The sequence below is a fragment of the Psychrobacter sp. W2-37-MNA-CIBAN-0211 genome (assembly GCF_040309405.1).
Taxonomy (GTDB): Bacteria; Pseudomonadota; Gammaproteobacteria; order Pseudomonadales; family Moraxellaceae; genus Psychrobacter; species Psychrobacter glaciei.
The window spans coordinates 16,898-39,094 of record NZ_JBEOOU010000002.1 but is presented as its reverse complement, the minus strand read 5'-3'; the positions used below and the strand labels follow the sequence as shown (position 1 = coordinate 39,094).

20 protein-coding genes are annotated in these 22,197 nt (G+C 42.4%); 11 read left to right on the top strand and 9 right to left on the bottom strand.

All coding sequences use genetic code 11. From position 1 onward, the window contains the following. The first annotated feature begins 121 nt into the window (after positions 1-121). Positions 122-520 carry a hypothetical protein gene (locus AAEY72_RS03020; RefSeq protein WP_352309401.1) on the top strand — a complete coding sequence of 133 codons (399 nt, stop codon included), beginning with the start codon at positions 122-124 and terminating at the stop codon, positions 518-520. 109 nt (positions 521-629) lie between these two features. On the opposite strand, the gene sodB is transcribed toward AAEY72_RS03020, so the two are convergent. Next, on the bottom strand, positions 630-1,259 hold the full coding sequence (gene sodB / locus AAEY72_RS03015) for a superoxide dismutase SodB (protein WP_352309400.1): 630 nt from the start codon (positions 1,257-1,259) through the stop codon (positions 630-632). 552 nt (positions 1,260-1,811) lie between these two features. Between sodB and rdgB the strand changes: the two genes are divergently transcribed. The 5 genes from rdgB (at position 1,812) to AAEY72_RS02990 (ending at position 8,297) form a co-directional block, all read left to right on the top strand. Continuing rightward, positions 1,812-2,474, top strand: a complete 663-nt coding sequence (rdgB, locus tag AAEY72_RS03010) for an RdgB/HAM1 family non-canonical purine NTP pyrophosphatase (protein ID WP_352309399.1) — start codon at positions 1,812-1,814, stop codon at positions 2,472-2,474. A 612-nt stretch (positions 2,475-3,086) separates the two neighbouring features. After that, the gene (gene tig, locus AAEY72_RS03005) at positions 3,087-4,430 is read left to right on the top strand and encodes a trigger factor (RefSeq protein WP_352309398.1); all 1,344 of its coding nucleotides are present in this window, start codon (positions 3,087-3,089) and stop codon (positions 4,428-4,430) included. A 391-nt stretch (positions 4,431-4,821) separates the two neighbouring features. Further along, the gene (clpP, locus tag AAEY72_RS03000; RefSeq protein ID WP_026037287.1) at positions 4,822-5,517 is read left to right on the top strand and encodes an ATP-dependent Clp endopeptidase proteolytic subunit ClpP; all 696 of its coding nucleotides are present in this window, start codon (positions 4,822-4,824) and stop codon (positions 5,515-5,517) included. Between the two features lie 116 nt (positions 5,518-5,633). Continuing rightward, positions 5,634-6,911 carry an ATP-dependent protease ATP-binding subunit ClpX gene (gene clpX / locus AAEY72_RS02995; RefSeq protein ID WP_189586686.1) on the top strand — a complete coding sequence of 426 codons (1,278 nt, stop codon included), beginning with the start codon at positions 5,634-5,636 and terminating at the stop codon, positions 6,909-6,911. A 369-nt stretch (positions 6,912-7,280) separates the two neighbouring features. Then, entirely contained in the window at positions 7,281-8,297 is a 1,017-nt protein-coding gene (locus tag AAEY72_RS02990) for an SDR family NAD(P)-dependent oxidoreductase (protein ID WP_194621089.1), read from the top strand. Positions 8,298-8,405: 108 nt separating this feature from the next. Here AAEY72_RS02990 and AAEY72_RS02985 read toward each other — a convergent pair whose 3' ends face one another. The 3 genes from AAEY72_RS02985 to argS all read right to left on the bottom strand — a co-directional run bounded on the left by AAEY72_RS02985 (position 8,406) and on the right by argS (position 12,390). Then, positions 8,406-9,500 carry a PTS sugar transporter subunit IIC gene (locus tag AAEY72_RS02985; RefSeq protein WP_352309397.1) on the bottom strand — a complete coding sequence of 365 codons (1,095 nt, stop codon included), beginning with the start codon at positions 9,498-9,500 and terminating at the stop codon, positions 8,406-8,408. A gap of 143 nt (positions 9,501-9,643) precedes the next feature. Next, positions 9,644-10,459: an SPOR domain-containing protein gene (locus AAEY72_RS02980; RefSeq protein WP_352309396.1), complete on the bottom strand. Its 816-nt coding sequence runs from the start codon at positions 10,457-10,459 to the stop codon at positions 9,644-9,646. A gap of 101 nt (positions 10,460-10,560) precedes the next feature. Then, a complete protein-coding gene (gene argS, locus AAEY72_RS02975; protein ID WP_352309395.1) occupies positions 10,561-12,390 on the bottom strand; it encodes an arginine--tRNA ligase in 1,830 nt (609 codons plus the stop codon). A gap of 557 nt (positions 12,391-12,947) precedes the next feature. On the opposite strand from argS, the gene AAEY72_RS02970 reads away from it, so the two are divergent. Then, positions 12,948-13,166 (top strand): DUF2788 domain-containing protein, encoded by a 219-nt coding sequence (locus AAEY72_RS02970; protein WP_010200696.1) that lies wholly within the window; start codon positions 12,948-12,950, stop codon positions 13,164-13,166. A gap of 113 nt (positions 13,167-13,279) precedes the next feature. On the opposite strand, the gene cmoB is transcribed toward AAEY72_RS02970, so the two are convergent. Together cmoB and cmoA are read right to left on the bottom strand one after the other, a co-directional pair. Then, positions 13,280-14,323 carry a tRNA 5-methoxyuridine(34)/uridine 5-oxyacetic acid(34) synthase CmoB gene (gene cmoB, locus AAEY72_RS02965; RefSeq protein ID WP_352309394.1) on the bottom strand — a complete coding sequence of 348 codons (1,044 nt, stop codon included), beginning with the start codon at positions 14,321-14,323 and terminating at the stop codon, positions 13,280-13,282. Positions 14,324-14,373: 50 nt separating this feature from the next. Beyond that, the gene (cmoA, locus tag AAEY72_RS02960) at positions 14,374-15,171 is read right to left on the bottom strand and encodes a carboxy-S-adenosyl-L-methionine synthase CmoA (RefSeq protein ID WP_352309393.1); all 798 of its coding nucleotides are present in this window, start codon (positions 15,169-15,171) and stop codon (positions 14,374-14,376) included. A 263-nt stretch (positions 15,172-15,434) separates the two neighbouring features. On the opposite strand from cmoA, the gene msrA reads away from it, so the two are divergent. From msrA to AAEY72_RS02945, 3 genes are all read left to right on the top strand, one after another. Next, positions 15,435-15,956: a peptide-methionine (S)-S-oxide reductase MsrA gene (msrA, locus tag AAEY72_RS02955; RefSeq protein ID WP_189586668.1), complete on the top strand. Its 522-nt coding sequence runs from the start codon at positions 15,435-15,437 to the stop codon at positions 15,954-15,956. Positions 15,957-16,130: 174 nt separating this feature from the next. Continuing rightward, a complete protein-coding gene (gene tmpT, locus AAEY72_RS02950; RefSeq protein WP_352309392.1) occupies positions 16,131-16,799 on the top strand; it encodes a thiopurine S-methyltransferase in 669 nt (222 codons plus the stop codon). A 69-nt stretch (positions 16,800-16,868) separates the two neighbouring features. After that, positions 16,869-17,582 (top strand): DUF1499 domain-containing protein, encoded by a 714-nt coding sequence (locus AAEY72_RS02945; RefSeq protein WP_352309391.1) that lies wholly within the window; start codon positions 16,869-16,871, stop codon positions 17,580-17,582. Positions 17,583-17,605: 23 nt separating this feature from the next. Here the strand turns inward: AAEY72_RS02945 and AAEY72_RS02940 are convergent, their stop codons facing one another. Further along, a complete protein-coding gene (locus AAEY72_RS02940) occupies positions 17,606-18,211 on the bottom strand; it encodes a retron system putative HNH endonuclease (protein WP_352309390.1) in 606 nt (201 codons plus the stop codon). Next, positions 18,198-19,724, bottom strand: a complete 1,527-nt coding sequence (locus AAEY72_RS02935; RefSeq protein ID WP_352309389.1) for an AAA family ATPase — start codon at positions 19,722-19,724, stop codon at positions 18,198-18,200. The genes AAEY72_RS02940 and AAEY72_RS02935 overlap by 14 nt, the downstream gene beginning before the upstream one ends. A 294-nt stretch (positions 19,725-20,018) precedes the next feature. Between AAEY72_RS02935 and AAEY72_RS02930 the strand changes: the two genes are divergently transcribed. Further along, positions 20,019-21,500 (top strand): lytic murein transglycosylase, encoded by a 1,482-nt coding sequence (locus AAEY72_RS02930; protein ID WP_352309388.1) that lies wholly within the window; start codon positions 20,019-20,021, stop codon positions 21,498-21,500. A gap of 276 nt (positions 21,501-21,776) precedes the next feature. Here AAEY72_RS02930 and AAEY72_RS02925 read toward each other — a convergent pair whose 3' ends face one another. Beyond that, on the bottom strand, positions 21,777-22,076 hold the full coding sequence (locus AAEY72_RS02925) for a hypothetical protein (protein ID WP_010197759.1): 300 nt from the start codon (positions 22,074-22,076) through the stop codon (positions 21,777-21,779). Positions 22,077-22,197: the final 121 nt, after the last annotated feature.

Below are 22,197 nucleotides of genomic sequence, written 5' to 3'. Positions count from 1 at the left end.
TGATAAAATCAGTTATTTATAAAACTAAATCTCTGCGTTCGACTTTGGTGATTATGAATCTCTTGTCTATGTACATAGATATTCATTATTAAAAATAAATATAAACAGGAGTTAAAAGCTTATGAAGCTTGATGAAATTAAAAATGTATTAGCAACTTCATCTCAAGACCAATGGATTATTGATGACGAAACTGGTTCATTTACGTATAAAGATAATTTGAACCTTCATATAGAAAGAGCAGATTATGACACATATAGAAGTTTCGATGAGCCTTGGGCAACGGGTCATCCTGACTCTACTTCTAGTGCTGTCGAATATACTGTAAAGTATTGTTCTTCTTTCATAGAACGACATAAATTAGTATCAGTAGATGGTCATAGAGCGACATTACCTATACCTGAATCAATGGATAGTCTTCGAGTAAGACCATCTGAAGTAAATTTTGCACGTATAGTTGATATAGGAGACCGTGTTGAGGAATACCTAGGTCGCTCACAAATTAGAATTGAAGAATATTAAAAAAACTAAGCTTAAGCTTTATTAGAGCGAAGAGAGGTTTAATCCAAACCAAAAAAAAGGACACCTCGCGGCGTCCTTTTTTATCAATCAAATACTTAGCAGTTAAAGCTTATGCTTCAACGCCAGCGTCTTGACCTTTATATTTTGCATTTGCGTAGTCCCAGTTCACTAGCTTGTCTAGGAACGTATCTACGTAGTCAGGACGACGGTTACGATAGTCGATATAGTACGCATGTTCCCACACATCACAAGTCAATACAGCGATTTGGTCATGTGCAAGTGGGGTATCAGCATTAGCAGTTTTAGCGATTGATAATTTGCCACCGACTTTATCAGCGACTAACCATGCCCAACCTGAACCGAACTGAGTCAATGCTGCGTTTTTGAACTCTTCACGGAACTTGTCGTAGCTACCGAAGTCTTCTTCGATTTTCGCTTTTAGATCACCAGTAGGTTCGCCGCCGCCGTTTGTTGGCGTCATGCAGTTCCAGTAAAACGTGTGGTTCCATACTTGGGCTGCTTGGTTGAACATACCTTGTTTGCTGTCATCTTTAGCAGTCGCTAGGATGATTTCTGGCAATGTTTTGTCTTCTAGACCAGAACCTGGTAGCAAATCGTTAAGCTTGGTCACGTATGCATTATGATGCTTGTCGTGATGATACTCTAGCGTCTCGGCACTGATATGTGGCTCTAGTGCGTCTTTTGCATATGGTAGTTCTGGCAATGTAATGTTTGACATAGTTATTTTATCCTTGCTGTTTAGCCGTTAGTTTATAAAACTGATTATAGAAACTGAATTTTACGCTATTTTTACACCGTAAAAAACACTATAAAATAGCGGACTAAATTGGCTGAGTTTATTGTTTGAAATGAATATTATTGCTTGATACAGGGTACTGCTCAATACAATATCACGTATTATTATGAATCCAAAATGAACCTAGCGGTTACTGCTTGCTATTATTCTTTGCTTAAAAGCCAAGTGTTTGACTTCATAAGCATTTATTAATTAAATATTCAAAAGTTACAGGATATAACTCGCTGTAGCTTGCTGAGTATTATAGCAACAATGACCAAAAGTATCAGTTACCAAATGTTATAGACCGTACAATCAGTATAGCCATAAGCTATGTATTAGCGGATGGCTCAGCCGATAGCCCAAGCTACCTCACAGACATCAATGACTACTGCAAATACGACGGTTAGATAGGTTTATATCAACAATAAAAAAACGTCAAAAGGCAAAATTAGATTAACCAAACTCTACATAATCATTTAACGGAAAGACACTATGACCAACACAAGCACCATCGACACTCCCCTACACGCAACACAATCAGCACCAAGTACCCAATGGGTGCTCGCCAGTAATAACAAAGGCAAGCTGGCTGAATTTAAACGGTTATTCGCTGAGGCCAATCTAGAGGTAACGATCATCCCGCAAGGTCAGCTCGATATCGAAGATGCGATTGAGGATGGCTTGAGCTTTGTAGAAAATGCCATTATTAAAGCCCGTCATGCCAGTCGTATCAGTGGACTGCCTGCTATCGCTGACGACTCAGGACTGTGTGTGCCTGTACTCGGTAACGCACCGGGGATTTACTCTGCTCGCTACGCTGGTGAGCATGGTAACGATAGTAAAAATAACGCTAAGCTCATTGCTGACTTACAGCCTATCCGCGAAGCGAAGCCAGATACTTCTGTTAAAGGTATGTTTGTTTGCGTACTGGCGATGGTGCGTCATGCTGATGACCCGCTACCGATTATCGCTCAAGGATTATGGCATGGCGAGATTTCAGAGACAGCGCATGGTGATGGTGGCTTCGGCTATGATCCATTATTTTGGTTACCTGACTTGCAAGCCAGTGCGGCCAGCTTGAGCGCTGCTGATAAAAACAGCATAAGTCATCGTGGTCAGGCCATTCAGCAGCTATTGGCGCAGTTACCTTTATAAGCAACTATAGTCAAGTCTATATAAATCCGCTACATCGTCATCCTCGCTAAGCATACTAATGTATAACTTGCACTCGGTTTCCTTGTATCGAAATTATATTGAACTGACTATATATAAAACGGCTTGTATCGTATTTGGTCTACTTTAAACCAATACGGTTAGACCCTATATAGTTAAGCTCGACACCGCATCAATCACATAAGCATGAATAATAGATGAAGTGAAACTAACGCGGTAATTTTTGAGCGAACAAGCGGCAAACAGATAATTTTTACTTTAATAATCAGATAGATTATACTGTTCTACTTTTAAAAATTTTGTCGAAAACCGTTATTTGTCTGTATAATTCACCAAAAAGCGTTATTATGCGGTGCATTAACGGTTTATTATTGATATTTGATAGCATTTACAACCTCAGCAGTTTTATATTTTGTGCTGGTAGCGATTGCTACTGATACTAATATCGACGTTGCGGGCTATCATTATCCCCTATTTATTCCAACGGCAATCCGTTGTACACGCCCGTATTTTGAGGCTCGGTTTGTCTATTACCATTTAATCCTAAGTACTGCTTAATTTTAAGTACTATCTAATCCTAAAGGTGTAATTAACATGGCTACAGATTTACAAGTCACAACCAACAAGCTGTCTAACAAAGAAACCCAATTGACAGTTAAAGTACCTGTTGAAAAAATTCAAAACAAAGTCGAAGGCCGTATTCGCCAAGTTGCGAAAACTGCCAAGATTGACGGTTTCCGTAAAGGTAACGTCCCTATGTCACACATCCGCTCTCAGTACGGTGCTGGCATTCAACAAGAAGTTATCAACGATGTGATCCGTGATACTGTTTTTGAAGCGATCAAATCTGAAGACATCCGCGCTGTTGGCATGCCTAACATCGACGACGTAAAACTTGAAGATGATTTCTTGGTTTATCAAGCGACTGTCGAAATCTTCCCAGAAGTAGACGTACAAGGTATCGATGAGATCGAAGTTGAGCGTCATACTGCTAAGGTTGATGAAGCTGACGTTGACACCATGATCGAAAACCTACAAAAGCAACGTGAAGAATTCGTTGAGAAAAAAGGCATGGCTGCGAAAGACAACCAAGTGACTTTTGACTTTGAAGGCTCTATCGACGGCGAAAAATTCGAAGGCGGATCTGCTGAAGACTTCAAATTGGTTATCGGTAGCAACCAAATGATTCCTGGCTTTGAAGCGGGTATCAAAGGCATGAAAGCTGGCGAAGAAAAAATCATCGAAGTGACTTTCCCAGAAGATTACCAAGCTGAAAACTTAGCGGGTAAAGAAGCTCAGTTCAAAATCAACGTAAAATTGGTTGAAAAATCTAAGCTACCTGAAATCGACGATGCTTTCCTTGAGCTATTCGGCGTAAAAGAAGGCGGCGTTGAAAAACTAAAAGACGACGTACGCAAAAACATGGAACGCGAAATCAAAAACGCTGCGCGTAGCCAAGTTAAGCAAGCGACTTTTGACGCATTGCTAGAAAAGAACGAGTTTGATGTACCAAACGCTATGCTAGAGCAAGAAATTGAGCGTCAGCGCAACATGATGATGCAACGTTTTTCTCAGCAGTTCGGCTCTAACGCTGAAAGCTTTGATAAAGACATGCTACCAAATGAGCTATTTGAAGAGCAAGCGCTACGTGCTGCCCGTCTTGGCATCATCGTTGCTCGTGTTATCGATACCAAAGGCTTAGAAGTAGATCAAGCACGCGTTGAAACGTTCATCAAAGAAGCCGCTGAAAACTACGAAGATCCAGCAGAAGTGATCGAGTACTACACCACTGATAAGCAACAGCGCGCTAACATTGAGTCTGTTGTACTAGAAGACCAAGTGGTTGATTATCTAATCGAGCAAGGTAAAGTAACTGACAAAGAAGTTAGCTACCAAGACTTGCTAGCTGCTCAGCAACAACAGCAGCAAGCGATGTAAGATGATGCTCTGATTATTCATCAGTGTCGTCACATCAGCGCTAATCGGTAACAATGCTTGAGCAATGCCCTAACACTTTGTTGGGGCATTTTTATTGGTGGTTTATGTGCTATCTTTATCCATACTTTATAGCAGCTCCCCTTGATAAATCCATATAGACGCCTTATTAATAGGGAGTCATTTATCGTTTGTCACATTAAAACGTTACTATTGCCCCCATAAAAAAGTTACCATTGGCTCAATTATTTTTAGCGACATCTGGCGCTTATTATTTTAGCCAGTTAGTATTATTAAAAGATGGCAACATTTACAATGATAAGCATTAATAAAAGCTTGGCTGTTCGCTAATCTCTATTTCTTTATTTTATGTACTTATAAACAGGACATCTCTATGACAGATTATGATCGTATTACTGCTAACCCGCATTTTGATATGCTGATGAGTGCGCACAATACTGCCCAAAGCGCGCAACACACTCAAAGCGCACCTCAGGCTGCACTAGTGCCTATGGTTGTAGAACAATCAGCACGCGGTGAACGCTCGTTCGATATTTTCTCACGCCTATTACGTGAGCGCGTTATCTTTTTGACTGGTCAAGTCGAAGACCATATGGCCAACTTGATCGTCGCACAGCTATTGTTTTTAGAAGCTGAAAATCCTGATAAAGATATTCACTTGTATATCAACTCACCAGGCGGCTCAGTAAGTGCTGGTTTGGCTATTTTTGATACCATGAACTTTATCAAACCTGAAGTATCGACCATTTGCATGGGCGGCGCGTATAGCATGGGTTCATTCCTATTGGCAGCTGGAGAGAAAGGCAAGCGTTATGCCCTAGCCAATGCTCGAGTGATGATTCACCAGCCATCAGGTGGCGCACAAGGTCAAGCAACTGATATCGAAATTAATGCGCGCGAAATTCTAAAAACTCGTGCACGTTTGAATAAGATATTAGCTGAGCGTACGGGTCAGCCAGTAGAAAAAATTGAAAAAGACGTCGAGCGTGATTATTGGTTGGATGCCGAAGAAGCCAAAGAATACGGTCTGGTCGATGCAGTATTAGAGCGTCGCCCTGCTTCTTTATAATTACTGCATAAGAGCACAAGCTTTGATGAGCATTAAAAGCCTGAACGTTATACGTTTTGGCTTTGATGTCAAAAATCAAAATATTTGTAAGTTTTAAATTTTAGGAGCGCCTTTATATGGCAAAAGATAAAACACCGCATTGCTCTTTTTGTGGCAAAGAAAAAAGCGAAGTAAAACAGCTAATCGCCGCTGATGATGCCAATATCTGTAATGAGTGCATCGAATTGTGTACCGACCTCATTGCAGATACCGACAATGACAATGACGATGCTGATAGCGAGATTGATACCTCTTGGGTCAATAAAAAGCTACCAACGCCAAAAGAGTTGCGTGCCAAGCTCGATGAATATGTCATCGGACAAGACGCTGCTAAGAAAGCACTGGCGGTCGCTGTTTATAACCATTATAAGCGTCTCAAAGTCAGCCAGACTTTAGCCAATGACAGCAAAAAATCTAAGATTGGCGCTGACGATGCCATGGTTGAATTGGCTAAGAGTAACATCTTGCTAATTGGCCCGACAGGCTCTGGTAAAACGCTACTGGCACAAACCTTGGCTCGTCTACTTGATGTACCTTTTGCAATGGCAGATGCGACTACCTTGACTGAAGCAGGTTATGTGGGTGAAGACGTTGAAAACATCGTACAAAAGCTGCTACAAGCGTCAGATTACGATGTAGCTAAAGCTGAGCAAGGCATTATCTATATTGATGAGATTGATAAAATCAGTAAGAAAGGCGACAACCCTTCTATCACGCGTGATGTATCAGGTGAAGGCGTACAGCAAGCCTTGCTAAAGCTTATTGAAGGTACGGTTGCTGCTATCCCGCCGCACGGTGGTCGTAAGCATCCACAACAAGAGCTGATTCAAGTCGATACCAGTAACATCCTTATCATCGTTGGTGGTGCTTTTGCCGGTCTTGATGCGGTGATTCAGCAGCGTACAGAAAAAACCGGTATTGGCTTCAATGCTGATGTCAGCTCAAAAGACGATAGTAAACGTAGCTCAGATTTGCTACAGCAAGTCGAGCCAGAAGATTTAATCAAGTTCGGTTTGATTCCTGAGCTGATTGGTCGTTTGCCAGTGCTCGCTGCCCTAAAAGAGCTTGATGAAGAAGCGTTGGTGCAGATATTGACGGAGCCAAAGAACGCCTTGGTTAAGCAATATAAGTACTTGTTCGATATGGAAGGCGCTGATATTAGCTTTACCAAAGAAGCGCTTGATGCGATTGCCAAAAAAGCAATGGCGCGCAAAACGGGTGCTCGCGGTTTACGCTCTATCGTAGAAAATGCTTTGCTTGATACTATGTATGAGCTGCCATCTATGAAAGATGCGAAGACCGTGCTCGTCGATGAGGAAGTGATTAATGACGGCAAAACCCCTGAAATTGCTTAATTTGAAATGGCTTAATTTATAGTTCAATGATGACAGCTAATTACTTAATTGGCTGTCATCAAAAAAAGCGTCTGGCATTATGCTAAGACGCTTTTTTTATGTCTGTTTTTTGTCGCCTCTGTCTGCGCAGGCACAGCAAGCAAGAAAAATGGATATCAGCAGTGCTTCATGGTTCGATATTACTTTTCACTGACTATAAGTGGCTCAAAAAATGACAGCTGCGTTTATCAATCGCAGGCAGCTAACCTTATAAACCATGCTAAGGTAGAGGTTCTATTTATGCTTTACTCTCAGAGTTTATGCCCAGTAGAGCTAAGGCCAAATGCACTATCCAGACTCCATCACAGATGATACAAAGGACTGTTTATCATGCTTAACAACGTTACTTCTATAGCAACCTCCCTGCGTCAGCACCTACCTTTTTCTGCCAATAAAAACCATGATATTGCCCCTTATTATCGCAATCATGTTGCCGCCATTACCGGTGCAGGATCTGGTATGGGTCGTGAGCTTGCCGTGCATTTAGCACAAATGGGTTGTCATGTCGCGCTATCCGATATCAATCCCGAGCAGTTAGCCCAAACCAAAGAACTGCTCGTCGGTTATGATGTCAAAGTCACCATGACCGTACTCGATGTCTCAGACAATAAAGCGGTGCAAGCATGGGCAGACGACGTCATGAGAGATCACGGCAAAGTAAACTTTATCTTTAACAATGCAGGCGTAGCGCTATACTCGACCGTAGAAGGTAGCAGTATCGATGAGCTGGAATGGGTCATGGATATCAATTTTTGGGGCGTGGTCTATGGCACCAAGGCATTTTTACCTTTAATCAAAAATAGCGTCAAAGAAAGCGAATCGACTAAAAATGGTAAAGACAGCAAAGCACGCCAATTTACTGAGCACGGTCATATCATTAATATCTCAAGTCTCTTTGGTTTGACCGCTCAGCCTTCGCAATCTGCCTATAACTCTAGCAAATTTGCGGTACGTGGCTTTACCGAAAGCCTGCGTCAAGAGCTGAATATTCAGCGCTGCGGCGTCTCAGCCACTTGCATCCATCCAGGTGGCATCAAAACCAATATCGCCAATAGTGCGCGTGGTAATGACAGCATCAGTGACCTTGGCATGCGGGGTGGCAGCAAAGCGATCAGTAGTTTTAATAAATTTTTAAAGTTTGATGCCAGTGAAGCGGCTTGGATTATTCTGCAAGCCGCCGCGACCAATCAGCCACGCTGCTTGATCGGTAACGATGCCAAAATAATCGACGCCGTACAGCGCGTGTTTCCATCAAGCTATAGCAAGATACTGAATGACGTCCATAAGCTGTCACGCAAATTCAAAGGCAAGAAACCTGCCAGAACTGGTGCTCGTAAATCGGCCTAGTCGCTATAAGATTCAGATAAAGATAAAGACGGTCAAAAAAGCCCTGCTACATTATCAGGGCTTTTTTGATTTTTAGCCTTATCAAAAAGATCAAATAGTCCTTGAGGATTAGGGCAGTTTCATATCACCATCAACTAACCAGCCCAGACGACGCATCATATAAGCGACGACCCCAGCAATCAGCGCAGGCAATACGAACATCAATAAAATAATCGCTGTCCATAACTGAGCGCTACTCATAATCTCTTGTGACGCTTCAATGACCCCAAACACCCCGACCAGTCCAGCAGTGCCCATGCCCGCGCCTGTCGCCGTACACGCCAAGCCAAAGCCTACCGTGGCGATAGGACCAACGATGGCACTAGCGACAACGGCAGGTAATAAGACCACAGGTTTTTTTAACACATTGGGAATTTGCAGCATGCTAGTGCCTAGGCCCTGAGATATCACACCGCTAACTCCATTGTCTTTGAAACTGGCAACGGCAAAACCAATCATATGCGCCGCACAGCCAACCACAGCAGCGCCACCTGCTACACCACCAAGTCCAATCGCAATACAAATGGCAGCGCTTGAAGTGGGCATTGTCAGCAAAATACCGACCACGACTGCGATAACAATGCCCATTAGTAGTGGCTGTAACTCAGTGGCTGCTTGAATACCTTGACCAATAGCAGCAACAGCCGCAACGATAGGCGGATTAAGCAAGGCGCAAACTGCCAATGCGACGGCACAGACCAATAAAGGAATTAACAAAATATCAAGTTTGGTCTTGCCAGCGACCCAAGTACCAGCGCGATAAGCAAATACTGAGGTCAAATATGCGCCAATAGGATTTCCGGGCAAAGCCACGAATGTCGCCGGTCCACCCACTTGCGGGTTAAAAAGCATGCCTGCCATCAACGCTTCAGAGTGAGCACCAAGCATCCCTGCGACCAAGCAGCTGAGCATAACCAAAGTCGGTGCTTTAAGATAATACGCAATGCCCACACCGATACCAGCCCCCATTAATATAGAGGCCAATTTCCCGACCGCAATGAGTGCTGGCATGTCTAACCAACCGCCGATTTGTGAAATAATCAAACCAGCAATCAATGTGACGAAAAGTCCTAGAGCCATACCAGTAAAGGCATCAATGAAATACTTTTGGAAAAATGCTTTTATCAAGCTGTTAGGCGGTGTTGCTGAATCAGAGACAGTCATGGCCACGCTCTTTATGAAATTTTTGATGAGAGATAATAAACCAATAGAAAAAATAACTTTGCTAAAAAGCAGAGATAAAAAAAACGCCATTGCGACGCTTTTTTTATTATTAATAAATGAGTATGGCAGCTATTAGGCGCAACTTAGCGGCGCTGCTCAACAATAATAGAATCAATGCCATTATTTTGTAGGCGCTGCTGAGCAGTAGTGACTGCTTGACGGTTATTCATTGGGCGCGAAATAACCTGATAGATAGGCAAGCCATTGCCCGTGGTGTTTTTGACCACTCTAGCGTCTACACCTGCCATCAGCACTTGGGCACGGCGACGATCGGCTTCATCAGCATCACCGAAGCTATTAATCTGTAAGATATAAGTCGCTGCAGGCTTCGCAGGTTGAATACTAGCCGTACTCGCCCCTGTGTTATTGGTACGGTTTGCTGTATTGCCATTAGCCGGCGCACTATCATAGGTAGCGTCTTCTTCAACGATAACAATATCATCGCTATTATTACTCGTGCCAGCATTGCTACCACGGCTCGGCTCGATAGAGGTGCTTTCAGAAATACCGAAGTTACCCGTATCATCGTTGCGACTGGCTGAGTTGTTCTCTGGTTGAGTGACGACGACATCCGGTTCAAAAGCACCGATACTACCCAAACCATCATTACCTATCTCACTGATATTTTCATCAGGAATAGTGGCCATTTCTTGATTGGGCAATATATCGTAGAACTCGTAATCGCTATTATCAGTATCAGTATCGATGCGAGGCTCTACCTGCCGATCAGGATCATTGCCGGCAGTGCTATCAGCGGGGCTGAAATCGAACAATGGCGAAAGGTACAAAAACACGCCAATCATTAAGGTCAATACTGCCCCGACAAACATCCATAATAAACCTGATACGCTACTTGATTTGCGCTTTTCGGTCGCGCCTTTAGGTTTTTTGGCTAGCATGGATCTCTTTCTCCCTACTGAATCTATCATTATCGAATTATTGCTATCGGTCGCCTATACTCATTCTACATGTTAGAAAATTACCACATGTTAGAAAGACACTACATGCTAGACGGTGCGGATAGCCCTAATAAACTAAGCCCATTGGCCAATACTTGGCGTACTGCTTTAGACAAACGCAGACGTGCTTGCATCAATTCAATCTCTACCTGACTTGGTGTTTCGCCCGAAGTTAAGCTCACTGGCAAAATACGATTGGTATCGTACCAGCCGTGGAATAGCGCTGCCAACTCTTTTAGATAGTTGGTCAGTACATGCGGCTCATAGCCAGTCGCCGCTCGTAACAGTGTCGCTGGATATCCTGCTAGCAGTTTAATCAGCTCATCTTCATTGGGTGCACTAAGCAGATTTTGATGCGCCAAACCAACGGCATCATCTACTGTCAAATCATAGGTTGCCAGTTTTTCTAATACGCGGCAAACCCGTGCATGTGCATATTGAATGTAGTAAACCAAGTTGTCTTTGCTTTGTGATTTGGCGAGCTCTAAATCAAAGTCAATATGCACTTCAGGCTTACGTGCCACATAATAGAATCTCGCAGCGTCATTACCGACTTCTGCACGCAGCTCACGCATAGTCACAAACTGACCTGAACGCGATGACATTTGCACTTTTTCACTACCGCGCCATAGCGCCACGAACTGTACCAGCACCACATCAAGGCGTTCTGCATCAATTCCCAAAGCCAACAAAGCCGCTTTTACCCGTGGCACATAACCATGGTGATCCGCGCCCCAAACGTTGACGACTTTATCAAAACCACGATCAAACTTATTTTTATGATAAGCAATGTCAGAAGCAAAATAGGTAGATTGACCATTAGCACGGCGTACCACACGGTCTTTTTCATCGCCAAAGTCGGTCGATTTGAACCAAATATTACCGTCTTTTTCGTACAGATAACCTTTGTCATCTAAAACTTGCAGTACTGGCTCAATCTCGCTATCGATCGATCTTTCACTGAACCAACACTCGTAACGCACACCAAAGTCATTTAAGTCGTCTTTAATATCAGCCAGAATACTGCTTAATGCGGCATTTAGAAACAGCTCATAGCCCTCACCAAGCAATGCTTTACTATTGGCAATCAGGCCATCGATATGGGCTTCTTTATCACCTGATAGCAAAACTTTTTCGCCATCGGCATTGGTTTCAAACTGTGCATCTTCTGGCGCATCTTTAGCAACGTCTGTAAAGCTATGCACGTAGCTCGTGCCATGTTGCGCTTTTAGCGTTTCTGCGATATCACTGACATAGTCGCCTTGATAACCATTAACGGGAAACTGTATTTCCTCGCCGTTGGCTTCTAGATAACGTAGATACGTACTGGTCGCTAAGATGTCCATTTGACGGCCAGCGTCATTGACATAATATTCGCGGGTGACGTCATAGCCAATCGCTTCTAGCAGGTTTGACACGCTCATGCCAAATGCAGCACCACGCCCGTGACCGACATGCAGGCTGGACGTTGGATTGGCAGAGACAAACTCAACTTGAATTTTTTGCCCTTCAAACTGATCACTTAGACCAAAACGATCTTGTAACGCAAAGATATCGTCTAGTACCGAAAACTTAGCCTCGGCATTTAAAAAGACATTGATAAAGCCTGGACCAGCAATTTCTATTTGGCGAATGTCTTGATTCTCAGGTAGCGCATTGACGATTTTTTCGGCAAGCTGGCGTGGATTGGCCTTGGCAGCTTTGGCAGCAGTAAGCGCGATATTACTGGCAAAATCACCATGGCTTAAGTCTTTCGTACGGGTGATTTGGCTGTTGTTTTGCCAGTCAGCAGGTAGTGTGCCATCGGCTTGTAAGGTATGAATAGCATCGTTGAATAGTGATGCAAGTGTATCAATTTGGGCTTGTGACATAAGGATTTGAACTCAGTTAAATAAACAACAAAAACGGTGTAAAAATGTGGCGAATGCGAGCAGTCGATAACTGCCCATTATGATAGCGACCGACATTGCAAGGGATAAAATAGTACAAAAGGATAAGTAACCTGTAAATATAACAATCTTTGCGCTTTATTGCACCATTTGCACCAAAATTAGCACTAAAATCTTACGGTTATAACAGTTAATGCGAGTAATTTATGCAGTTAAAAGGCCTAGCTATGCTATCGTTCATTATAAACCCCAAAGAGACGGTATAAATAGGCTGCAATTTAAGATGGGCAATGAACAGTTAGCTCTGCTAATTGTAGCGTTACTGTTGTCGACTCATTAGCATCAGTTTATACCCACTTGCTTCCGCGTTATAATGATGCTTTGTATTTTTTCCTTCTATTTAATTTTCATTTATTGTTTTATTTATTACTGCTCATTATTTGAGGGTGATACGCTTTTCTTAGGGCGATTTCTATCAAAGAAACCATAGAATGACAGCGTTAAATAGACGGTATGTTACCACTTTATAGGATTATGCCATGTTTGCCATTGCCGCCAGTACCGTCACCAGTTGGGGACTATACGTATTATTACCTATATTCATTGCGTTTTTATTCTTTATTGTTTGGGATATCTCTAAAAAGTCTGAAGCTGGGCGAGCAGGTACTTTTTGGATTTTCTTGGCCCTGGGTGCGGGCTTTGTAGGATTTTTACTCAAGATATTATTAGAAGTCGCTTTTAAGAAGTGGCTCATTTAATTCGGGCATATCTTCACCTTCTAATGATGGGTCATAAACACCTAGCTTGTTACTAGGGTTAGCAATGACTTGTGCAAGAGGTCTATTTATTCATGGCAGATACTAATAGCGCTCTACCTCTTGGCAATCAAGGTCGCGCGCATTGGTGCTGGATAGCCTTCCATGGTCTTAGTTGAGTCATTAGGATCTAAGAAGTCTGCTAGCGAATGATAGGTCATCCACTCTGTTTTACGCTGCTCTTCCGTCGATGTCACTGCCACATCCACGCAGCGCACATCTGAGAATCCAGCTTTTTCTAGCCAACCAATTAATGCTGCCACTGACGGTAAAAAATACACGTTATTCATTTGCGCATACCTATCGTGCGGCACCAGCACGGTATTGGCATCGCCTTCGATGACTAACGTCTCAAGTACCAACTCACCGCCTTTGACCAATTGCCCTCGAAGCTGCTGCAAATGCTCAAAAGGTGACTGACGATGATAAAGCACGCCCATGCTAAATACGGTATCAAACAATTGGCTATGCGCAGGTAAGGCTTCTAGCGGTACGGGAATATAGTGCGTCCTATAATTATCGGCATTACCCACAAAGTGCCGAATCGCCATAAACTGATGATAAAACAAGCATGATGGATCAATGATAATAACCGTATCCGCGCCAGCACCTGCCATGCGCCAACCGTGATAACCTGAACCACCGCCCACATCTAACACTCGGCGACCTTTTAACTCACCCAAATGCGGCGCCACTCGTTGCCACTTCCAGTCACTATGCCACTCAGTATCAATTTTTATAAATGATTCATCATTACCGATCTGACTGCCAATTTGACCACCAATCTGAAAAGGCCCTTTACGCCACGGCATCAATTGCTTTAGTAGTGCCATTGCTTGTTTACGCTCAGACTCATTGAGACTGGCATCAATAGTCAATGTATCGCTGTTTAGATCGACATTATTGACGGTTAATGTTGGCAAACGAGCGACTGACGCTTGGTAGGCAGGCGCGTGCGCATAATTGGCTTTGTCTTTGATCGCATTTAGCCAAGTTGGTAATTGCTTGAGCCATTCATAAGCGATCGGCTGCTGTTGCGCCAGCTCTAGCAAGGTTAGATATAATTCACGTTCGGCGTTGATGATAGTGTCGTTGAGCATAAAAGAAGGTTACCGTATTGATTGAAAAATAACTGTGTTAAAGATAAGGATTATTTAAACGCCACAATAGAGACAAAGTTCAAAAACTGAAACCATGTCAGATGACGCTCAAAACCAACTTGCGTTAAACGTGCATGATGCTCATCTAAGGTATCGGTAATAAGGACGTTTTCTAGCGCGTTACGCTTGCCGCTAATTTCCATCTCGGTATAGCCATTGGCGCGCTTAAAGTCGTAATAGCGCTCAACCAACCATGCATCGTACTGCTCATCAAACGCGTGGGTTTTTTCGGTTAACACTAATATGCCGCCTTCACTTAATGCCGCATAAATCTTCTCTAGCACTTCTACTCTATCAGCGGCGGGTAAAAACTGTAGCGTTAAATTCAGAATTACCATATCGCATGGCTCAAGCGTCACGTCACGAATGTCAGCAGTGATGACTTCGATGTCATGCTCAGGATAATTTTCACTCAGTAGAGTGCTTGCTTCCGTCGTCATCGCTGGTGAGATATCAATCGCTTTGATCTGCAAGTCTTGCGGCTCAAACTCGCCTGCCAAGGTCATACTTGCGGCACCAAGTGAGCAGCCCAAATCATAGATGCGACTGACACGCTGACCATTATCATCCTGCTGGCGATATTTACAATGACGACGAGCAAAGATAGGTAGCATCGCGAGCACTTGACCATAACCAGGCACACTGCGACGAATCATATCAGGGAAACAAGCCACCACTTGCTCATCGAAAGAAAAGCGCGCTGCTTTATCGAGTGGCGTGGTGAACGGTTTGTCAAATAGGGTGTCATGTTTGATAGCAGACTTGGATTGGCTCATGGTACGACTCATTGGTTAATAATAGAACTTAAAGTAGGAAATAATTGATAGTCTTGCTTGTCATTATTTAGTTGAAAGCTGCTCAACGTAGCAAAAGCCCATTATAACATTACTGTTTGTTACTTATCGCGGTCAGATGCCCTGCTAAGCTGATTAGGTAGCGCTAAGGGTAATAAATTCTTCAAAGCAATAAGTCATTGAAAAATGACAATACTGCATCCAAATAAAGACCTTAGCCCATCTCTATAACAACATCTATAATAATAGGAAAAATTATGCAAACCATTATATTAGGCGGTGGCTGTTTTTGGTGCACCGAATCAGTATTTTTATCTGTAAAAGGCGTGCAATCTGTCGTTTCAGGCTACATGGGCGGTGACGCAGTATCTGCCAACTATGAGGCAGTCTGTAGTGGTACGACAGGACACGTTGAAGTCATCAAGGTTGAGTTTGATGACTCAATCGTCCCGCTAGAAGTCATCCTAGATGTTTTCTTTGCCACTCATGATCCCACCACGATGGATCGTCAAGGCAATGATGTCGGTAGCCAGTATCGCAGCGTCGTGTTTTACACCGAAGAAGATCAAAAACCAACCGTCGACCGCACAATCAATAAATTGCGTGACATGGGTGTCAATGTGGTCACAGAAATACATCCTGCTGTTGAATTTTATCAAGCAGAAGAGACCCATCAAGACTTCTTTAATAGAAACCCAGGACAAGCTTATTGCAACTTCGCTATACCGCCAAAGCTTGCCAAATTGCGTAAAGAGTTCAGTAAATACATGGTGAGCTAAGCAAAACGTTACATAAGAAACTGCTGAAAAAGCATAGATTTTAGAGCGAATTTTAATCATAGCCAAACGCTTATTATATAAGTGTTTGGCTTTTTAATACCTTTAGCATCATCACCCAAAAGATTATTATAAAAATAACTAATAATATAAACCTTAACCAATAGAGGCTAACGTATGAACCCTGAGTTTTGGCAAACGCGCTGGCAAGAGAAACGCATTGGTTTTAATCAGTCTGAAGTGAATCCGTTATTAATGAAGTGCTTTAGCCATTTAAACGTGCCCGCTGGTGGTCGAGTATTTGTGCCTTTATGTGGTAAGTCAATTGATATGGCATGGCTAACAGCGCAGGGCTATAATGTCGTTGGCGTTGAATTGGTTGAGACAGCCGTACAAGAATTCTTTACTGAGCAAAATATCGTGCCTACTGTATATCAACATGCGGATAATCCAACCATTAAATCCTATCAAGGTCAGCTGGCAGGACGAACCATCACGCTATGGGTCGCTGATATTTTTGCGCTAACGGCTGAGGATATTGGCTTTGTCGATGCGGTATACGATAAAGCGGCATTGATTGCCTTACCAGCCAATATGCGTATGAAATATAGCGAGCAAGTGCGACAGCTTAGCGATACTGCTGATAAAAAATTTGCACCGCAATTATTAATCACGCTCAATTATGATCAAAATAAAAAGAATGCACCGCCCTTCTCCATCAGTAGTGAGCAAATACAGCAATACTATGGCGAGCACTATCAAATTAACGAACTGATAAATGAACCTGCTACTATTGGCTCCGCAGCTAAGCTAAAAGTCACTGAGCATGTTTGGCTGTTGAATTAAACATAGGCTTAATTATCGCAGTGATTCAATAGTGATTAAGCGACGATTAAATCATAACGGAGAAACCTAATGAAAGTTCTAGTTAGTCTCGTAAGCTTAATCGCTTTTTTACTGGTGACGTTACCCGGTCCGCTTTATAAATATGGCATCGTCGATTTGGGTACCGCCTTTACAGGATTTAAATTCGGCGTGTTTGCTGGCATCGCCGCCCTTATCTTGCTCGTTTTACAAATGATATTTAAACGCAAAACAGTGACGCTTGGCAGCACGGTAATAGCGCTGCTACTGTCTGCTATTGCCATAGCTATGCCGCTTAGCATGATGAATAAAGGCAAAAGTGTACCGCCTATTCACGATATATCGACCGACTTGATCAATCCACCTAAGTTTGAGGCCATTGCCCCACTACGCGCTGATGCACCAAATCCCGTTGAGTACGCAGGTGAAGCAACTGCAAAACAACAGCGTGACGCCTATCCGGATCTGAAAACCTTGAGCTATGCGCAATCACAATCTGAATTGGTCAAGGCGACCGAACAAGCCGTCAATAATTTAGGCTGGGATTTGGTAAATAGTGATGTGGATAAAGGCATTGTCGAAGCGACAGATAGTACGATGTGGTTCGGCTTTAAAGATGATGTCGTCGTACGTATCACAGATAACGGCAGTGAGCGTCTGCTCGATATTCGCAGTAAGTCACGGGTTGGCGGTAGTGATTTGGGCAAAAATGCTGAGCGTATTCATGACTTTATTAATGAGTTGGATAAGGTCTTGGGGGAGTAGTTGGGTTTGAAACCTCTTATAACTCATTTAGTAAGCTTTTTGACAATATATTCTAGCTCACTTCTTTGACCTACATCGGGTAAAAACTTTAAAAGCATCTCAAGAGCATTTTCATTTGCTATTTTAATAGGTGGCCTGTAAGGCAGATCATAACCAAAAACATCACTCATCATAGTGAACAAATTTTTTCGGTGCTGACAGGCTTGACGGCTGTTTAAATTTAATATTTTGATGGCTTCATTACCTCTTTCACTATCAGACTCTAGTTCACCAGCTAAATTTAAAATAATTTCATTTTCACACTCATTCATAAGCGGTGTTAAAGGCAATTCTTGACTGCCTTTAGCATTGTCACACTGCTTAGCAATCCTACAACTTAATAATAAATTGTCATAGTCAAAACATTTATGTGGATAGTCGTTGCGGCTTTTTAAATGTTCGATAGTGGTTTTTTCATTGCCTAAACTTTTACAGCAGTAACAGCAAACCCCATGCTGTTCATCATATAGCTGCTGGCGCAAAGGCGCTTTAATAGCTTCTGGAATTTCGCCCCAGCTTTTGGTTTTATACTTTTCAAAACCTTTTTTCGCATCAACTGGCATTGAACCCAATTTATCAATCTTTTGCATGATTAAACTCATCTGTATTGCTATTTACCAGTCTAGCTTGGGCTAATAACAAGCGACATTTCAATAGCTCTAAATGGTCAGATGGCAGCTTTTCAGCTAGCTCTGTTATACGAGTTTCTGCTGTCACATAATCATGCTTACTGATAGCACGGCGAATAACCGTAAACTGCTCTTCAACTTTACTGTCACGAATATCCACACCAAATATTTTGGTAAGCACCGTATTCGCATCTTCACCGTAAATGTTAGGCATTTCTGTTAATTCACCATCATCTAATGAGTACAATAAAATATCATTACGATCACTGATAACATGTGGCGAATGGGTGGTTAGAATAAATTGAACGTTTGGAAAAGTAGCGACCAGTTTGTCAATTAAGTCATGCTGCCACTTTGGGTGTAGATGCAAATCTACTTCGTCTATCATCACCACGCCTTCACCCTCTAATGGATTGTCCAGACTTGGATTAAGCAAAGCTAAGCGACGCGCAATATCACCTACTAAAGCAAATAGGGATTTTTCACCTTGTGACAGCTGATTGACATCCAACTCTTCACCATCTTTTTCTACGATCATAGTAGGTGTACCTTGACGGCGTATGCGAATATTTTTAAAGTCAGTGAAATATTTTATTGCATCTTTAGCAGATATAAAAGATAAGTTCTGGGTATGTAAATTAAGCGCTAGAGTTATATTTTGAGACTCCAAATTGATTGCATCAATGATTTCTTCATACTTTCGAACTACACTCTCTGATAATTTAACTCTTTCATTTATATCTATTTCTAGCTCGATAGATTTTTTAATTTGAGAAATTTCACTCTCAAGCTGACTTCTTCTTTCTTCACTAGAAGCGTTTAGGTGCTGAATTGTATTTAGATTTCTACTAACATTAACTTCATTTTCAATATCTTCAGCATTCCTAAACCAGCTAAGAAAATTAGAGAAATCTATACTAGCACCACCTAAAGATTCATAATATCCTTTAAGTTGGTCATGACCATGAGACACAATATCAGCTTCAACATATTGTAATATAGTTCTTTCGACTGGATAAAAGACAAATAAAGGCAGTGATAATTTTTCTACATGAGTTAATTTATTTCTATATCTCTTCACTAAAGCACTTAGTTGAGAAAAATTATTACCTAGTTGTCGGACCCTACCATCTCTTACTTCAGACAATTGCCATTGGACGCAAGATAACTGAGATTTAGAGTTATCAGGTTCGTTATCTTTTGCACAATCCATTATCACTTTTATTGAAGCTTCGTTTTTTTCGTTTTTGATTGAGTGCAAATCTATTTTAGACCCGATGGTTTCACCCGTTTTCAAAGAACCTACAAACCAACTAAGGCTCGTCGCCAATGCCTGCAAAATTTGCGATTTTCCTGCACCGTTATTACCCACGATAACAGTGACATTACCCGCCTTTTCAGAAGTTGGCGCAAAGTCTATTTTTAAGTCTTCAAAGCGACCATAGTTTTGTAGGTGTAAGCGTTTGACTTTCATTGTTTACCTTATTTTTATAGGTAGTAAATATTTAGGTATTTTATCAATTTCTGTGGTAATTCTTACCTATCAGTATAACAACTTAAAAGACAAGTAAGGAATGCTATTGTTTTGGGAAAAAAGCTTCAACGTACCTAAAACCCTCTCCTAACCTCACGCCAGCGTCCATTTATAGTAACTGAGTGCTTCGATACCTTTTCTTTACTATTTAGATTGGTTACTCTAAGTCCATACTGCCTTAACCAGTTCTGCATCCTTTTTTAATGACCACTTTGACATTTATAGGACATTTTCATGCGTTTGACTCCAGTTTCTACTTTATCGCTACTTAGCCTTGCTGTTGGTTTGAGTTTTGCTAGCACTGCCCAAGCGGCCAAACCGCCAGCCCCAAACTTATCTAATGCCGAGCTACAACAATGTCTAGATGGATTAAAAAACTCTAGCAAGTTTAGGGGAGTTGATAGTTACACTTTTAACAACTATCGCCCAAGCCAGCCTGATCCTAGTGTCATTCAATCGTTGAACTATCAACCTGAATTTCAAAAAGACGTTTGGGATTATCTCTCATCGCTGGTCGATAGCGAGCGCGTAGAGGACGGTATTCGTGCCAAGCGCCAATGGGCAGATACTTTGCGTAAAATCGAATCACGCTATGGGGTCAAAGCCGAGCACGTACTAGGCGTCTGGGGTGTTGAGTCAAACTTCGGTCAGACATTGGGCAAAAAGCCGTTGTTTGAATCCTTAGCGACGCTCTCTTGTTTTGACCGTCGTCAGAGCTACTTCCAAGGTGAATATGCCAATGCACTAAAAATCGTCCAAAATGGTGATATCGCGCCAAGTGATATGACCGGCTCATGGGCAGGTGCTTTTGGACAGACGCAGTTTATGCCGAGCACCTTTTTAGAATTGGCCGTTGATTTTGATGGTGATGGTCGTCGCGACTTGGTTAATAGTGTCCCTGACGCGCTAGCCTCTACCGCTAACTTCTTAGACAATCGTGGTTATCGTACTGGCGAGCCGTGGGGTTACGAGGTCAAATTGCCCAGTGGTTATTGGGCAGCGTCTGACCGAAAAAATAAAAAGTCTATCAGCCACTGGCGCGATCAAGGGCTAACGCTCGCTAATGGCAGTCCACTGCCTTACGACTTGAATAGTGCAGGATTACTACTACCTGCAGGCGCTGAAGGCCCTGCTTTCTTAGTGGGTAAAAACTTTGATACGTTTTATTCGTACAATGCGTCAGAGAACTACGCCTTAGCCATCGCGCATTTATCAGACCTAATCACCAAAGAAGACAGCAGCAAAACTGACTTTGTCACTGCTTGGCCTACCGATGATCCGGGTATCAGTCGCCAGCAAGCCAAAGACATTCAGCAAGCGCTGTTAAATGCTGGTTATGATATTGGTGAAGTCGATGGCATTATTGGAGACAATACTCGCACCGCAATTCAGCAGTACCAAACCAGTAAGGGCATTTTCCCTGCTGATGGACGCGCAGGACAGAAATTCTACCGCGCAATCATTGGAAACGCCGGAAACGCGGCTCCAAGAAGCACACAATATGGCAATCAATATGGTCAACCAGCGAACAGTCAGCCTTTACAGCCTGCCTCTGCTGATCGCATGGGACAGTTGATTCAACAACAAACGAGCAGTCCCAACACTTACTCACCTCAGTCGTCGGCTCGACCATCAAGTTCTGGCAATACGCGTTATCGCCGCGTGACTAGTGCTGATGGTAGCGTGAAGCTCGTTCGTGTTGATGAAGGCTCATAGCACGACGGCATGTCCTCATCTTTATTATCATTTTTAAAATGAGGACACGCGCCAGCTCTTTTATAAATCTTACTGTTATTGATCAAAAAAAGGCCACGCTAATATTATTAGCGTGGCCTTTTTATTTGTAAAATCAATTATCTATAAATATCGATTACCTATAGTCGGTTCAATTTAAAAGTGGTACAAGGCAACCGAGTGTAGATGTATATTTAATACCTCAAGCGAGGTTAACGCTGTAACGCTTTTATAGTGGATTGACTATATTGAGATCATTTATACGATCGGTGGTGGATTGGGTTTGCCATTATCACCATCCCAGTTTTCACGGGCTTTATCATCTAAATCCGCAGGCGTCTTCGGCTCCCATTTACCATTTTCTTTCCAGGTGTCGTCGCCCCAATCTTCGTCTTCCTGTTTTTTGTCCCAATCTTTATAGGCTTTGCTAGGGTCGATGCCACGGCGCTTCATATCAGCCACTTGCTCTTCTAGCGTGTGATACTGTTCAGCATCGTGCATGGTTTTCTCTAGACCATCAATCTCTTTTCTTAACTCGTCATGTTTATCATTACTCATGATAGTGCTCCTTAATCAGTCAATATTATTATACGCTTTTATGTTTGTCGTTTTTACGGTAGATAAGTTTATATAGGCTAGTACATCATTTGAATCGTTTTTATCTCAGTTATTATCTCAA